Source organism: Euzebya tangerina (assembly GCF_003074135.1).
GTDB lineage: Bacteria > Actinomycetota > Nitriliruptoria > Euzebyales > Euzebyaceae > Euzebya > Euzebya tangerina.
Genome location: NZ_PPDK01000001.1, coordinates 948,730 through 963,240, shown reverse-complemented (window position 1 = coordinate 963,240; position 14,511 = coordinate 948,730). Strand labels below are relative to the sequence as shown.

The window sequence follows — 14,511 nt, the reverse complement described above, 5'->3', positions numbered from 1 at the left end:
CGCCGTGACGGCCCAGGGGAGCGCCCACAGGACACTGATCAGTGGCCCGATTCTTCGGGCACCGCAACCTGGACGGCCGAGGGCAGCACCTCAACCGCGACGGGGGTCTGGCCGGCAGGATCGCCGTCGACCTGCAGCGCCATCGCGGGCTCGGCCGACAGCCGTACCCTCCGGCCAGAGAACCACTCCGTGTTGGGATGGGCATCCTGACCCAGTACTGCCATGCCAGCAGCGGTCGTGAGCACGTGCCATGGCGTGGGTCGGCGCACGACCCCGATGTGCAGACGGCCGTCGTCCGGTCGAATGTCGGCATCCACGATCACGCTCTGCCCGATGCGTCCGACGTTCAGGCACAGCACGGAGTGGCCCCGTATCGTGCGACGCTCGCCGTCGACCTCGAGCTCGAGATCCCGCTCCTCGAGCCCGACGGTGTTGCGCAGCCCAGCCAGGATGTAGGTCAGCGAGCCGAGCACGTCCTTGACACCTCGGGACGCGTCGCGCACCAACTTGGCATCGAAGCCCGCGTCGACCATGAGCACCGCGTGCTCGTCGCGTTCCACGAGGTGCAGCACGTCCAGATGACGCGCGCCACCTCCAGCGATCACATCCGCCGCAGCTCTGCGGTCGTCGATCGGTATGCGAAGGGCACGTGCGAGGAGGTTGGCGGTCCCTGTCGGCACGATCCCCACCGTCACGCCACCCTCGGCCGACGTCACACCCGAGATGACCTCGCGCACCGTGCCATCGCCGCCCACGGCGACCACCACATCGTGGCTGCGCTCCCGCGCGGCCTCAGCGGCCCACCGCCGCGCGTCACCCTCGCCCTGGGTACGTCGCACCTCGACGTCGAGATTGGCGGCGCCCAACGCCTCGGTGATGGCGTGCTGGGTCTCGTCGGCGTCGTGGTCTCCGGATGCCGGGTTCAGCACGACCAAGGCGGTGCGGCAGTCGGGAGCCTCCTCGGGCGGGCCGGCAGCGGCGTCGAAGTCGACCACGAGGTCGACGATGCGCTGGGGCCGGTGCCAGTTGAGGAGGTGGCTGGCGCCGTCCACGGTGATCAGGCGAGCGTTGGGCATCTCGTTGGCGATGGACCGGCCGTGGCCCTCGGGGATGGTGCTGTCGCTTCCGCCGACCACGACGATGGCCGGTACGTCGATGCGGTGCAGCCGACCGTAGTAGCTGCGGCTGGACAGCGCTGCGATCAGGGTCGCGAGTGCATCGTGGTCAGTGTGGGCGAACTGGTCGAGAAGCTCCTCCGACACTGCCGAGGACACGCCGGCGCCCTGCGCGAAGCCGCCGAGCAGCAGGCCGAGGGTCGTGTTGCGCAGCAGCCGTGCAGGGACGCTCGTGCGGGAGGCCTGCCAGTCGGTGTCGCCTGCGGGCGCCCCGTCGAGCAGGTCACCTGCCAGGGCTGCGACGAGGATGATCCCGCGCAGCCGGTCAGCGAAGTCTGGGTGCTCCACCAGCGTCGCGAGCGTGATGAATCCGCCGGTCGAGTGTGCGACGAGCAACACGTCGTCGAGGTCGAGGCGCTCGAAGACGGTTCGCAGGTCGCTGACGAGCTCATCCGGTGTGACGTGCCGGTCGTCGTTGATCGAGTCGCCGTGTCCGCGCCAGTCGAACGTCACGACGCGAAACCCCTGCTCGACCAGCGGCGTTGCGACCAGGTTCCACGACGCTGCAGTCAATCCGTACCCGTGGGTCAGGACCACGACGTCACCGTCCGAGTCACCCGCGAGGTGGACGCGCACACGGGCGCCGTCATCCCGCGTCAGGTCCAGCTCCTCACCCTGCGGCCGGTTCCGCAGGGCGTGACGCGCGTCGGTGTCCAGCGAGCTGGCCAACGTCTCTGCCACCCGGACCCCCTGCGTGGCGACCCACAGGCTCCGTCGCGTTGCGGCGAGCGCACCGCGCCCTGCCTGCCGCCTCAACCAGCCGAGCCTGTCCACGTCAACCTCCTCCGACTCACGACACGAACTGGGGGGCAGTCTGCCCGGTCTTGAGAGCTCGTCCAGCATCAGCTGGCGATGTAGCCGCGCGTCTGCCTGATGACGACGTGCGGAGAGCCGACTCCGGAACGGCCTGGGTGGCCACGGCACTCAGCGGGACCCCGGGCCCAACCGGAATCGGGCCCGGCTGCGGGCGTTGGGGAAGACGGTCGGGAACCTCGCCTTGTCGGCGTCGGTGCCCACCAGGACGAGCTCGCCGCCAGCCGGCAGGGGCTCGTCAGGCGCGGGGTTGGCGTGGATCTCCTCACCAAGCTGGACCGCCACGACGTTGCAGCCGGTCCGCCTGTGAAGGTGGCTGTCGGCCAGCGTGCATCCGGCCAGTTCTGACGGCACCGGTGACCGGAAGACGTTCAGCCCGTGGGCGACCAGCAGCGTCTCGTCGCTGCGGAACTGGTTCCAGATGACCGCTGACCCGGTCGATGCGTAGGACAGGACCGCGTCCGCGCCGGCCCGGTACAGGGTGCTCACGTTCCGGTCCAGCCGTGAGCGGGAGATGATGCGGGCGTCGGGACGCAGCCCCCGCAGGTACCGGGTCAGGTAGACGTTGGTGTCGTCGTCGTGGGTGGTCACCAGGAGCGCCTCGGCGTCGTCGATGCCGGCCTCGGCGAGGACCTCGCGGTCGGCGGCGTCCCCCACGACGTAGGACAGATCGGCGCTCGTCCGGTCGGTCATCTGCTCGACGATGGTCACCTGCACGCCCTCGTCCTGGAGATTCCGTGCGCTGCTGCGGCCGACGCGGCCACCGCCGATCACCACCGCGCTGGGTGCGCTTCCGGTCTCCACCGCGTAAGCGGCATCGAAGGCGGCCAACTCGTCGTGGGTCCCGGCCATGAGCAGCAGTGCCGACTCGTGCAAGACGCTGCCACCGGTGGCGATCTCGAACTCTCCGCGGTCCCAGACACCGATCAGTCCCACGCCTAGCCGAGTGCGCAACCCGAGCTCGGCCAGCGTCCGGCCGGCGAGCTCCGTGCCGTGGACGCCGGCTTCGGCGACCTGCAGGCCGGCGAACTCGCCGATGACGCTGGTGTGCCCACCCAGCCCGAGGGCTCGGATCGCCATCGCCCGACCGAGCACCTCTCCGAGCTGGAAGACGTGGTCAGCTCCCGAGATCTCCAGGATGTCCACCGACGCGGCCTTGTTGGCGCTGGCGACGATGCGGATGTCCGGGGCCACCTCGCGAACGGTGAAGGCGACGTTGGTGTTGGTCTCATCAGAGCTGGTCGCCACGACCAGCGCCGCATGCTCGGTGCGGGCGCGCCGCCAGGTCTCGGGATCGTCCAGCGGGCCGACCATCACCGTCTGACCGCGATCGTGCAGCCGACCGGCCTCGTCGAGGTCCTCCGCGATCACGACGTAGGGGACGTCGGCTTGGTTAGCGTCCTCGATCAGCGACTCCTCCACCGGTCCGAGCTGGGTCAGGATGATGTGGCCGGTCACCGACGTGGGTACGGAGCGGGGAGCGCGACGGCGGTCACGCTCGTCCATCCAGGGGATGAACACGAACTGGATGAACACGAACGGCAGCACGACCAGCAGGAAGGTGGATCCGGACAGCAGGACGACGACGGAGAAGAGGCGGCCGGCATCGGACTCGAAGGTGATGTCGCCGAAGCCGAGCGTCGTCATGGTCGTCAGCGTCCAGTACACGCTGGTCGGCCACGAGAACGACCGGCCCTCCAGCGCCATCAACTCGTGGAAGGCGGCGCTGAACACGGCGACCAACGCGAGAAAGATCGACAGGAGCGTGATGACGGTGCGCTGCCGCCGCCCGCGGCGGGCCTGCTCGACCTCGTCGGGCACGACGACCAGGTCGTCGGTGCGCGACAGCCGCTGGGTCAGCTGCGCCAGCGTCTGCCCGAGTGACTTCAGCATCGCACGCGTTCCTATCCCGACGGCGCGGTCAGCAACCGCATGATCTCCCCCGCGACCCATGTGATACGCCCCCCACGGCCGGACACGCGTGCTTCCTGCAGCCAGCCCAGCCCCTCGAGCTTGCGGATCAGGTTGAGCGCGCCCGGGCTGCTGATGTCGAGCTCCCTCACCACCCTCGCTGTCGTCACGAACGGGTTCGCGAAGATGAGGTCCACAAGGTGGACGGCGTTGCTCCGGTCGCCGGTCAGATCGCTGCGGTACTGCTGCTGGAGGTCCGTGAGCCGCTCAGCACGAGCTACCGCGTCGTGGGCCTGGACCGCGACGCCGTCGAGGAAGTACTGGAGATACGCCTGCATCTCCCCGCGTTCCCGCACTCCCTGAAGGCGGTCGTAGTAGGTCTGCCGGCTGCGCTCGAACCACGGGCTGAGGTAGAGGAGCGGCTCAGACAACTCGCACACATCGAGGAGGTACAAGAAGATGATCAGACGCCCCATCCGGCCGTTGCCGTCCAAGAACGGGTGGATGGTCTCGAACTGATAGTGGATCAACGCGCAGGCGACCAGGACCGGAAGACCGCCCTCGCGCTCGTGGAGGAACCGCTCCCAGTCCGCAAGCGCTCCGGTCATCTCCGGGTCGTGTCTGGGGGGGACGAAGCTGGCGTCCGCCAAGCCCATGCCGGGTGGCCCGATCCAGTTCTGGCTCGTCCGGAACTCACCCGGGTTCTTCTCCTCGCCTCGGACGCCGGTCAACAGACGTTCGTGGACGGCCCGGATCAGCCGGAGTGAGAGCGGCAGGTCTTGGAGCAGCCGACGGCCGAGCTCGAAGGCTGCGATGTAGTTCTGGACCTCACGGACATCGACGCTGTCGGAGTCCCCGTCGTCGGCGGCAGCCTCCAGCACCTCGCTCAAGGACGCTTGTGTGCCTTCGATCTGCGAACTGGCCAGCGCCTCCGCCGTCAGGTATGGCTGGACGAGCAGGTGCGGGTTGGGAAGGAGTCGCCCGGCGCCGGCCAAGCGCCCGAGCGCACGGTCGGCGTCGGAGAGACTGCGAACCGTGTCTTGGTCCAGATCCAAGCCGCGCGGCACAGGTGCTGGCACGTAGTGGTCGTACCCATGCGGACCGGGGAGCGTGCGGACCGCCCCGAACGTCTTGTCAACGTACCTGTGCGCGTCCAAGTTCTTCCAAACGAGATGGGCCTTTCCCTTTAGAGAAGCCTATCGGCCTCAACGAACGTTGCGAAGACGACGCGTCCGGGTCCTCGAGTGAGGCTGGACCCTCTGATCGCAGGCCGCTGAACGGCTCAACTTGGCCCGAACGACTCGCCACAGACCGCACCTAGCCACCACGGCACCTCAGCCAGGAGGCCGTCCCCATGTCACCTGGAACCACTCCTCCGAGTCCCAAATCGTCCCACCCCAAGGCGCCCCGTCTCGCGCCGAACCGCTGCTGTTTGGTCATCGCTGGGTCATCGCGCCTACAACAGCGCTGAACCGACACACGCGACCGAAGTGCACGACATCGGAGAAACTCCAGGTCAGACTGCGTTTCGACCGGCTGGTGGGCGAGGGGGGACTTGAACCCCCATGTCCGAAGACACACGGACCTGAACCGTGCGCGTCTACCAATTCCGCCACTCGCCCGTGGCTCAATGGATTGAGGAGTCGCTGAGTGTAGCGAGGGCCAGCCCGGCCAGCCAGCCCGCGCCTTTGCTACGCCGGTATGAGCGTGTTGGCGAAGATCTGCCAGGCCAGCGCGCTCTTCGCCACCAACGAGAGCACCTGATAGGTCTTCTCACCCACCAGGTAGTCCTTCCAGCGGCCCTTCTGGGCGTACTGCGCCCACTGGTTCACCGCGAAGGTGTTGAAGAAGACGAAGATCGTGAAGACGATGCCGTACACGAAGCCGGGCGCCGACGGCGACCCCTCTGGTGTGCCGGGCTGGACCAGGTAGAACGCGAGCACCAGCCAGGGCACCAAGCCGATCACGGAGCCGAAGGCGAAAGGGGTCCACCAGACCGGCTCCCCGGGGCGGTTGACCATCTCCATGATCCAGCCGAACAGGATCATGGCGATGTTGGCTCCGGCGATGGCGATCAAGGCCGCGAACTCGGTGATGTTGAGCATCGCGATCAGCACGATCATCAACGTGGAGGAGGCGGAGTACTCCACCCAGCGGAAGCGGTTCCGCCCGTGCCGCAACTCGTCGAGGTACCGCGAGAACCCGACCGTGGCGATGATCCCGTGGAAGAGGGCCGAGAGCAGCAGGAAGCCCGCAGTGCCGATGGCCAGCGGGAAGGCGAACAGCTCGGTCGTCGTGGCGTCCTCGAAGCCGGTGCCCGGGGGGCCGAGCAGGTACCGGGCGCCCACTGGCAGGGTGAAGTCGTTGGCGAGGATCAACATGACCACGCCGGAGATGCCGTGCAGCGTGCCCATGGCGATGTTCCACCGCCGCAGATTGGTGGCCCGCTCCGAACTCACCTCGATCTGGGCTGCGCTGTCGGAGGAGGCGTGGACGGCGGGATTGTTGATGGAGGTCATGAGGCGCTCCGGTCGACGGTGGTCTGCTCACCGTTGACCGCTCCCGGCCCCGCCAAACGTCGGCTCGTCGGGCCCGAGCTCGGCGGCTGGTGTGAGCCCGGTTGGTTGAAGGAGCCTTCGAGGAAGTCTCCGGGGTGTGCGTGCTTCTGGTGTGCCTGGCGGGGAGGTCCGCCGTCACGCACCTCGGTCATCCGCCGCCGCCGTTGGCGCCACCGCCGCCACCACCGCGGTCCCAGCTGCCGAGCGCGCCGTGCCATCGGCGACTCAGCCCTCCAGGCCGCGGAAACGCACCCCGGTCAACTCCTCCGAGATCTCCCAGAGCTTCCGGGCATCCGTCTCATCGCGCGAGGCCCGGTTCGAGCGGACCACCACGGGTTTGCCCCGGGCCTCCTGGAACCCATCAGGGCCGTAGTACTCCCCGGCCTCGGCATCGGGATCGACCGCTGCCCGCAGCGTAGGCAACGCACCCTGCACTGCGGACGGGAAGACCACGTTCATGAGGAGCTTCACCGGCTTGGCGTACCACCCCCGAAGCATGTGGTCACCCAGGTTGGTGGCTGCCACACCGGGGTGGGCGGCCAGCGCGGCCGGTCCGTCGAGCCCCGCCTGCTCGACCCGACGCTGCAACTCGTAGGTGAACAGCAGGTTGGCGAGCTTCGACCGGCCGTACGCCTCCCGCTTGTCGTACGGGGACGTCTGGAACATGGGGTCCTCGGCGTCGAACGTCCCCCAGGCATGGGCGCTGCTGGACACGGTGACCACGCGACTCCCATCGGTCTCGGCGAGGAGATCGAACAGCAGACCGGTCAACGCGAAGTGACCCAGGTGATTCACGCCGAACTGCAGCTCGAACCCGTCCTGCGTCGTCCCCTCCGGCACCATCATGATCCCGGCGTTGTTCACCAGGACGTCCAGCCGGTTGTGACGCCCCTTGACCTCTGCGGCGAATGCGCGGACCGAGTCCAGGCTCGCCAGATCGAGCTGCACCAACTCCAGGGCCGCTGAGGGCGCCTCCGCCCGAATGTCCGCTACGGCCGACTCGCCCTTGGTCAGATTCCGACAGCCCATCACCACATGGGCCCCCTTGATGGCCAGCTCTCGGGCTGTGATCAGGCCGATCCCGCTGTTGGCCCCGGTGACCACGGCCACCCGTCCCGTCTGGTCCGGGATGTCGGCAAGCGTCCACGTCATCTCAGCCATGGCAGAACCCTAGTGGCCGATGCAACCATCTGCTGGCGGCATACGTCAGACTGCTGTGTCCGACCCCACACCAGAGGAGTCCGCCGTGCCCCGCCTCATCCTGCTCACCGTTGCCCTGCTCCTGGTTGCGGCCTGCGCCGACGGGCCAGGGCTCGCCGCGGGTGGTGAAGATCCGGCCAGCGCCACGGAAGGGACGGTCGACGAGGCCGAACCCACCAACCCGCCCGAACCCACCAACCCGCCCGAACCCGCCGACGCGGCCGAACCCACCCAGCCGGCCGAACCCACCACGAGCGAGCTGCCCACCGGCCCCATCCCCGTCGAGCCCGACGGTGGGATTGGCGACGGGGCCGGACCGCCAGGAGAGCACGAGGGTCCCGCTGCGGAGGGACCGGGGACCGACGCCCAGGTTCCGCCGCAGCCTTTAGGGCCAACCTCCTTCGGCGTCTCCTCCGACATCGACTCCGCGCCGGTCGCGCCGTTCTCCTACTGCCTGCCGGAGGGGTTCGGCCCAACCGTGTGCGCTGACGGGCTGCCGGAGGTGGAGGTCACCCTCCAGGCCGACGCCCAACTCGTGGTCACCTACGACGAGGGAGAGCTGTCCGCCTCGGTCTCGGAGCAGCTGACCGCGCCTGACCAGACCCCGGAGCAGACACCGCTCCCCGTCGAACAGGAGAACCCGGGGATCTGGCTGGTCGACCTCGCCGGGCTGGACAGCGGGGTCAGCACGATCTGGCTCGGCTGGTCGGACGGTGAGGGGCTGGACGCGCAAGCCGTCTTGGACGTCTGGACAGGCCGCTAGCCGGCGTCGCCGAGCCGCGGTCGGCTGACCGGCCGGCACGATCGTGGAGTTCGGCGTCCATGGGCGAAGAAGTCCACGATCGTGCAGATTCGACCGCATACGTGGGTCAGGCCCCGATCGTGTCGAATCCGAAGACCACGACGGTCGAGTCCGGAGAACCACGACGGTCGAATGCGGAGCCCACGACGGACGATTCGCGGACACCTCCCGGTTCCCGTTCGACCAGCGGACCCTCCCGTCAGCGAAACCGTAGACTTCTGGGTCAGCTTCCACGAACACACCGCTAGGCAACCCCTCACCAACCATGAGCATTCTCAGAGACTTCGAGAAGCGTCTCGAAGGCGCAGTCGAAGGCTTCTTCGCCCGCGCCTTTCGCTCCGGCCTGCAGCCGGTCGAGATGGCCAAGGCCGTCCAGCGCTACCAGGCCGACTACCAGCATGTCGGCGTCGACGCCGTGTACGTGCCCAACGTGTACCGATTCACGCTCTCCGAGCAGGACCTCCAGCGCTTCAGCGGCTTCACCCGCTCCCTCCAGCGCGAACTGGCCGACGTCGCCCGCCGCACCGCCGACGACAAGGGCTGGCGCACCCAGGGGCCCATCCGCATCGAGTTCGAACGCAACGACGAGATCCGGGTCGGCACCTTCGAGTTGCGTGGGAAGAGCGAGGCCCCTGGCGCGCGACGCCAGCCCTCCCCACCAGCACAGCAACCTTCCCCGCCAGCCCCGGCCCAGCCAGCACACGCCCAACCGGCGCAGGCCCAGCCAGCGCAAGCCCAGCCAGCCCCAACCGCCGGTACCAACTCGCCCAGCGACGACGGCGCCGCAGCCGCCGGACCGGCAGCGGCGGGCCACAAGCCGATCCTGCGGGCCGTCGAGGGGTCCGACGCCGGCAAGCTGTTCCCCCTCAACCCCGGCTCGACCGTGCTCGGCCGGCTGCCCGAGTGCGAGATCACCCTCACCGGCGCGGCGGTCAGCCGACGCCACGCCCGGATCCAGCAGGAAGGCGACCGCTGGACCATCACCGACCTCGGGTCCACCAACGGCATCCGGGTCAACGGCCACGGCGTCCAGGTGTCCGAGATCAAGCCCGGCGACCGGGTCGAGGTCGGCGACATCACCTTCTCGTTCCTGCTCAGCGGCGGATGATCGTTGCCACCCATCGTCTTCACAGTCCTCCAGGCGCTGTTCCTGGTGCTGCTGTACGCCTTCGTCGCGCGGGCGGTGCGGTGGGTCATCAAGGACGTCGCCAACCCCGGCTCCACCCAAGCCCGGGCCATCGCCAGCCGCGGACGGCCCGCCAAGCAGCGTCGCGCTCGGCCGCGCGAGCTGGTGATCCACGTCCCTGACGGTGCGCCACGGGTCATGCCGCTGGAGGAAGGACGCAGCATCACCTTCGGGCGACACAACACCGCGACGGTGGTCCTGTCAGACCCCTACGCCAGCGACTTCCACGCGCGGATCGACGGGGGACACGATGGCTGGCAGATCGCCGACGAGGGCTCGACCAACGGCACCTACCTCAACCAGGTCCGCCTGACCGCACCAACACCGCTGCGAGCTGGCGACCAGATCTCCTTCGGACGCACCACGGTGGAGGTGCGCCGATGACCTTCGTGATCCACGCCTTCGGCGACACCAATAAGGGGCTGTTCCGCGAGGTCAACGAGGACAACCTTATGGTCGGCAACACCGTCTTCGCCGTCGCCGACGGGATGGGCGGGCACGCGGCCGGTGAGGTCGCCTCCGAAGCCGCCCTCGGCCCCTTGCGCGCCATCGACGAGGAGACCTACAGCGACCCCTCCGCCGCCACCGAAGCCCTGGCCGAGGCCGTCCGCCAGGCCAACCAGGTCGTCATCGGCAAGGCCGTGGAGGACCCCGACCTCCGTGGCATGGGGACCACGCTCACCACCGTCATGGTCCGCGAGCGCACCCTCCACCTGGCCCACGTCGGCGACAGCCGCGCCTACCTGCTGCGCGACGGCATGCTCGAGATGCTGACCGAGGACCACACGCTGGTCGCGGAGCTGGTCAAGGAGGGGCGGCTGACCCCCGAACAGGCCGCCACGCACCCACAGCGCAGCGTCATCACCCGTGCCATCGGCGTCGAGTCCTCCCTGGTCGTGGACCAGATGGAGACGCCGCTGGAACTCCGAGGCGGCGACCAGATCCTGCTCTGCTCCGACGGCCTGACCGGACCGGTGGCGGACTCCCTCATCGCCGAGATCCTCCGCACCGAGCCCGACGGCAACATCGCGTGCCAGCGCCTGATCGACGCCGCCAATGCCAGCGGTGGCCCGGACAACATCACCTGTGTCCTGCTGCGGGTCGAGGGTGATGAGGGCCCGGTCGTCGCCGCCCCGGCCGAGATCCCGAAGGCCAGCCACGACGACGACGTCACCGCCGAGCTGGGCGATCCCCGGGCGTTGGCACAGGCCGCCAAGCAGAGTGCCGACACGGCCCCTCCCGAGTCGCTCGACGCGCAGCGGCTGTCGGAGCTGTCGAACGGCGACCCGACCATCACCACCTCGACCAGCCCGCCGCCGGTCAACCGTCGGCGTCGGGTCGGTGCCATCATCGTCGGCATCATCCTGATCCTCGCGCTGCTCGCCGGCGGCGCCCTGGTGCTGGTCAACCGCCAGGTCTTCATCGGGGTCGACGACGCCGAGCAGGTCGGCATCTACCGGGGCATCCAGGGCAGCGTGCTGGGCTGGCCGCTGTTCAGCCTGGTCGAGGAGCAGTCGTTCGAGCTGGATGATCTGCCGATGCGGCTGCACCAGGGCCTCGAATCCGGCCTGTCCTTCCCGAGCGTCGCGGCTGCGGAGACCCACGTCGAGCAGATCCTGCTGCCCGCGATGGAGGAGGCGGAGGGGGATCTGGAGGAGTCCGACGCCGAGGCGGGTGAGCTGGCGCCCTCGCCCACACCGGAGGCCACCCAGCCTGCCGCCCCGCCCGAGCCCACACCGCTGGACCAGCAGTCCAGCAGACCCGGTAGCTCCTCGGGCGTGAGCCCGCTGTCGCCGACGGCCGAGACGGAGAAGCCCGACCCGTCACCCACCTCGAACCAGTGATGACCACGTTGATCACGGGGCGCCGATGAAGCTGTTCCGACGAGGTCGCGACACCACCGCGGCCTCGGCCGCTGACCGTCGTCGCGCCTTCACCGAGCTGGCGCTGCTGATCCTGGCCATCCTGATCACGCTGTCGGCCTACACGCTGGTCAACCTGGCGCAGAGCCCGCAGCTGCCGGCAGGCCTGCTGGCCTACGGCGGCGTCCTGGCTGCCCTCGCCGCCGCGGCCCACATCGTCGTGCGGCGGCTGGCCCCGGGGGCCGACCCGCTGCTGCTGCCGATCGGGTTCCTGCTGAACGGGATCGGCCTGGCCATGGTCAACCGGATCGACTTCGCGGTCCGCACGCGAGAGGGTGCGCTGCAGCTGGCGCCGCTGCAGACGATCTGGACGATCGTCGGCATCGCGCTGTTCTGCGGGACCATCCTGTTCCTGCGCGACCACACCATCCTCGACCGGTACCGCTACATCATCGGGCTGGTCGCCGTGGTGGCGCTGGTCACCCCACTCCTCCCCGTCATCGGCACCGACTTCGGGCGCGGTTCGCGGATCTGGATTCGCGTCCCCGGCGGCTTCAGCCTGCAGCCGGGCGAGTTCGCCAAGCTCGGCCTGGTGATCTTCTTCGCCTCCTATCTGGCGGAGAAGCGGGCGCTGCTGTCGGCCGCCACGTCTCGGCTGGGCCCGCTGCACGTCCCTCCCGCCCGGGCGTTCGGGCCCGTCGGGCTGGCGTGGATCGTCTCGCTGGCCGTCCTCGTCTTCGAGCGCGACCTGGGCCTCTCCCTGCTCATCTTCAGCATCTTCGTCGCCATGCTGTACATGGCGACCGGCCGCATCGCCTACGTGGCCGCCGGCGGGCTGCTGTTCGCCTCCGGCGCGCTGGCCGCGTGGTCGCAGTTCAGCCACGTCCAGACCCGTGTCGCGATCTGGCTGGACCCGTTCGCCGACGCGCAGGACACCGGGTTCCAACTCGTCCAGTCGCTGTTCGCCCTCGGGACCGGAGGTGTCGCCGGCGTCGGCTGGGGCCAGGGGAACCCCGAGCTGATCCCGGATGTCCCCACGGACTTCATCTTCGCCGCCCTCGGTGAGGAGCTCGGTCTGCTGGGGACCACGGCCATCCTGTTGCTGTACTTCCTGATCGCCGGGCGTGGCTTCACCATCGCGCTGCGAGCACCCGACGACTTCAGCCGTCTGCTGGCGGCGGGGCTCACGTTCGTGTTCAGCCTGCAGGTCTTCGTGATCGTCGGCGGCGTCACTCGGCTGATCCCGCTCACCGGCATCACCCTGCCGTTCATGTCGCAGGGCGGATCCTCGCTGCTGGCCAACTACATCCTGATCGCGCTGCTGGTGATGATCAGTGCCGCGCGTCCGGCGGCGGATGCCAGCGGGGTGTCCGGCAACCTGGCCCGCGTGGGCAAATGACAGGTTCGACACTGTCGCTCCCCGCGAGCCGCCAGCCTCCGAGCCGGCGGGATTCTAGGCTGGCTCGGGGAGCGCACACATGACCAGGTCAATTCGCCGCACCGCCTGGGTGTCGTTCCTGCTGTTCGGATTGCTCTTCCTCAACCTGAACTGGCTGCAGGTCATCCGCGCCGACGATCTGGCCAACGACAGCAGCAACCGACGTCAACTGCTGGCCGAGTACGACATCCGGCGTGGCGCCATCACCGCAGGCACCGGGGCGGACCAGGTCACCATCGCGGCGTCCCGGGAGACCGACGACCAGCTGCGCTTCCTCCGCGAGTACGAGCAGGGCCCGGCCTACGCCCACATCACCGGGTTCCACTCCTTCATCTTCGGGCGGACCCAGGTCGAGAGCCAGTACAACGATTTCCTGCAGGGCTCTGCGCCCGAGACGTTGTTCCGCAACCTCGGCGATGCCCTTCGTGGCCGCGAGCGGCAGGGCGACACCATCGTCACCACCGTCGAGCCGGCCGTCCAGCAGGCCGCCATCGATGCCCTCCGGGGCCAGACGGGGGCGGTGGTTGCCCTCGACCCCCGCTCCGGCGACGTCCTGGCCATGGTCTCGGCGCCGACCTACGACCCGAACCTGCTGTCCTCCCACGACCCCGGTCCGATCCGCGACGCCTGGGAGAGCCTGAACGCCGACCCGTTGAACCCGCTGCTGAACCGCAGCATCTCCGAGCTCTATGCCCCTGGCTCCACCTTCAAGGTGATCACGGCCGCTGCGTCACTGGAGCGGGGTGGCCGGCCCAGCGACACCTACGCCGACCCGACCTTGCTGGACCTGCCGCTCACCACCGCCCAGATCGGGAACTTCTCCCGCGGCCGGCCCTGCAACGATGGCACCTCCATCACCCTGCAGCGGGCACTGGAGGTGTCGTGCAACACCACCTTCGGCATCATCGCGCTGGAGCTCGGCGCCGACGCGCTGGTCCAGACCGCGGAGTCCTTCGGCCTGAACAGCGACCTCGACTTCGACGTCCCGACCGAGACCAGCCGGATCCCGAAGGAGCTGGACGAGCCCTCGACCGCTCAGAGCGCCATCGGCCAACGCGACGTGCGGGTGACGCCGCTGCAGATGGCCCTCGTGGCGGCCGCCATCGGCAACGACGGGATCATGATGCGGCCTCGCCTGGTCAGCGAGGTGCAGGACTTCGCCGGCCGGGTCGTCAGGCAGTACCCCCCACAGCGGCAGACCATCGCCGGCGTGGCGACGGGCCAGACCGTCAGCCCGCAGACCGCCGCCGGCCTGACCCAGATGATGACCGCCGTGGTCGAGAACGGAACCGGCCAGAACGCCGCGATCCCGGGTGTACCCGTCGCCGGCAAGACCGGAACAGCTGAGCAGGGTGAGGGGGAGGCACCGGATACCTGGTTCATCGGATTCGCCCCCGCCGACAACCCGGTGGTCGCCGTCGCCGTCGTCGTCGAGGGCGGCGGAGATGCCGGAGAAAGCGGCACCGGTGGCGGCGTTTCGGCCCCGATTGCTCGTACGGTGTTGGAGGCGGCGCTCGGTGTCCAGTAGCGCGGGTGAGACCCGCGGCGAGGCAAGACCCTACGACC

At 69.0% G+C, this 14,511-nt stretch carries 11 protein-coding genes and 1 tRNA gene; 6 read left to right on the top strand and 6 right to left on the bottom strand.

What is annotated here, in order from left to right:
• Positions 1 to 38: 38 nt before the first annotated feature.
• The 6 genes from C1746_RS04505 to C1746_RS04480 all read right to left on the bottom strand — a co-directional run bounded on the left by C1746_RS04505 (position 39) and on the right by C1746_RS04480 (position 7,618).
• Positions 39 to 1,949 (bottom strand): YegS/Rv2252/BmrU family lipid kinase, encoded by a 1,911-nt coding sequence (locus C1746_RS04505; RefSeq protein ID WP_162867381.1) that lies wholly within the window; start codon positions 1,947 to 1,949, stop codon positions 39 to 41.
• Between the two features lie 150 nt (positions 1,950 to 2,099).
• Positions 2,100 to 3,881 carry a potassium channel family protein gene (locus C1746_RS04500; RefSeq protein ID WP_116713478.1) on the bottom strand — a complete coding sequence of 594 codons (1,782 nt, stop codon included), beginning with the start codon at positions 3,879 to 3,881 and terminating at the stop codon, positions 2,100 to 2,102.
• Positions 3,882 to 3,892: 11 nt separating this feature from the next.
• A complete protein-coding gene (locus tag C1746_RS04495; RefSeq protein WP_162867380.1) occupies positions 3,893 to 4,978 on the bottom strand; it encodes a Fic family protein in 1,086 nt (361 codons plus the stop codon).
• A 458-nt stretch (positions 4,979 to 5,436) separates the two neighbouring features.
• A tRNA-Leu gene (locus C1746_RS04490) sits at positions 5,437 to 5,521 on the bottom strand.
• A gap of 69 nt (positions 5,522 to 5,590) precedes the next feature.
• Complete coding sequence (gene heR / locus C1746_RS04485; protein ID WP_116713476.1) at positions 5,591 to 6,418, bottom strand: heliorhodopsin HeR; 828 nt, start codon at positions 6,416 to 6,418, stop codon at positions 5,591 to 5,593.
• A 264-nt stretch (positions 6,419 to 6,682) separates the two neighbouring features.
• Positions 6,683 to 7,618, bottom strand: coding sequence for an oxidoreductase (locus tag C1746_RS04480; protein WP_205711709.1), 936 nt, complete (start codon positions 7,616 to 7,618; stop codon positions 6,683 to 6,685).
• Between the two features lie 85 nt (positions 7,619 to 7,703).
• Between C1746_RS04480 and C1746_RS21920 the strand changes: the two genes are divergently transcribed.
• The 6 genes from C1746_RS21920 (at position 7,704) to C1746_RS04445 (ending at position 14,473) form a co-directional block, all read left to right on the top strand.
• Positions 7,704 to 8,420 carry a hypothetical protein gene (locus C1746_RS21920; RefSeq protein WP_162867379.1) on the top strand — a complete coding sequence of 239 codons (717 nt, stop codon included), beginning with the start codon at positions 7,704 to 7,706 and terminating at the stop codon, positions 8,418 to 8,420.
• 304 nt (positions 8,421 to 8,724) lie between these two features.
• Complete coding sequence (locus tag C1746_RS04465; protein ID WP_116713474.1) at positions 8,725 to 9,567, top strand: FhaA domain-containing protein; 843 nt, start codon at positions 8,725 to 8,727, stop codon at positions 9,565 to 9,567.
• Positions 9,568 to 9,570: 3 nt separating this feature from the next.
• The gene (locus C1746_RS04460) at positions 9,571 to 10,029 is read left to right on the top strand and encodes an FHA domain-containing protein (protein ID WP_116713473.1); all 459 of its coding nucleotides are present in this window, start codon (positions 9,571 to 9,573) and stop codon (positions 10,027 to 10,029) included.
• Positions 10,026 to 11,489 (top strand): Stp1/IreP family PP2C-type Ser/Thr phosphatase, encoded by a 1,464-nt coding sequence (locus C1746_RS04455; protein ID WP_116713472.1) that lies wholly within the window; start codon positions 10,026 to 10,028, stop codon positions 11,487 to 11,489. The genes C1746_RS04460 and C1746_RS04455 overlap by 4 nt, the downstream gene beginning before the upstream one ends.
• 25 nt (positions 11,490 to 11,514) lie before the next feature.
• Complete coding sequence (locus C1746_RS04450) at positions 11,515 to 12,906, top strand: FtsW/RodA/SpoVE family cell cycle protein (protein WP_116713471.1); 1,392 nt, start codon at positions 11,515 to 11,517, stop codon at positions 12,904 to 12,906.
• Positions 12,907 to 12,985: 79 nt separating this feature from the next.
• Positions 12,986 to 14,473, top strand: coding sequence for a peptidoglycan D,D-transpeptidase FtsI family protein (locus C1746_RS04445; protein ID WP_116713470.1), 1,488 nt, complete (start codon positions 12,986 to 12,988; stop codon positions 14,471 to 14,473).
• The last annotated feature ends 38 nt before the right edge of the window (positions 14,474 to 14,511 follow it).

Coding starts and splice junctions, on each gene's coding strand:
- C1746_RS04500 (WP_116713478.1), bottom strand. CDS start 3,881: ATGCTGAAGTCACTCGGGCAGACGCTGGCGCAGCTGACCCAGCGGCTG.
- heR (WP_116713476.1), bottom strand. CDS start 6,418: ATGACCTCCATCAACAATCCCGCCGTCCACGCCTCCTCCGACAGCGCA.
- C1746_RS04480 (WP_205711709.1), bottom strand. CDS start 7,618: ATGGCTGAGATGACGTGGACGCTTGCCGACATCCCGGACCAGACGGGA.
- C1746_RS04465 (WP_116713474.1), top strand. CDS start 8,725: ATGAGCATTCTCAGAGACTTCGAGAAGCGTCTCGAAGGCGCAGTCGAA.
- C1746_RS04455 (WP_116713472.1), top strand. CDS start 10,026: ATGACCTTCGTGATCCACGCCTTCGGCGACACCAATAAGGGGCTGTTC.
- C1746_RS04450 (WP_116713471.1), top strand. CDS start 11,515: ATGAAGCTGTTCCGACGAGGTCGCGACACCACCGCGGCCTCGGCCGCT.
- C1746_RS04445 (WP_116713470.1), top strand. CDS start 12,986: ATGACCAGGTCAATTCGCCGCACCGCCTGGGTGTCGTTCCTGCTGTTC.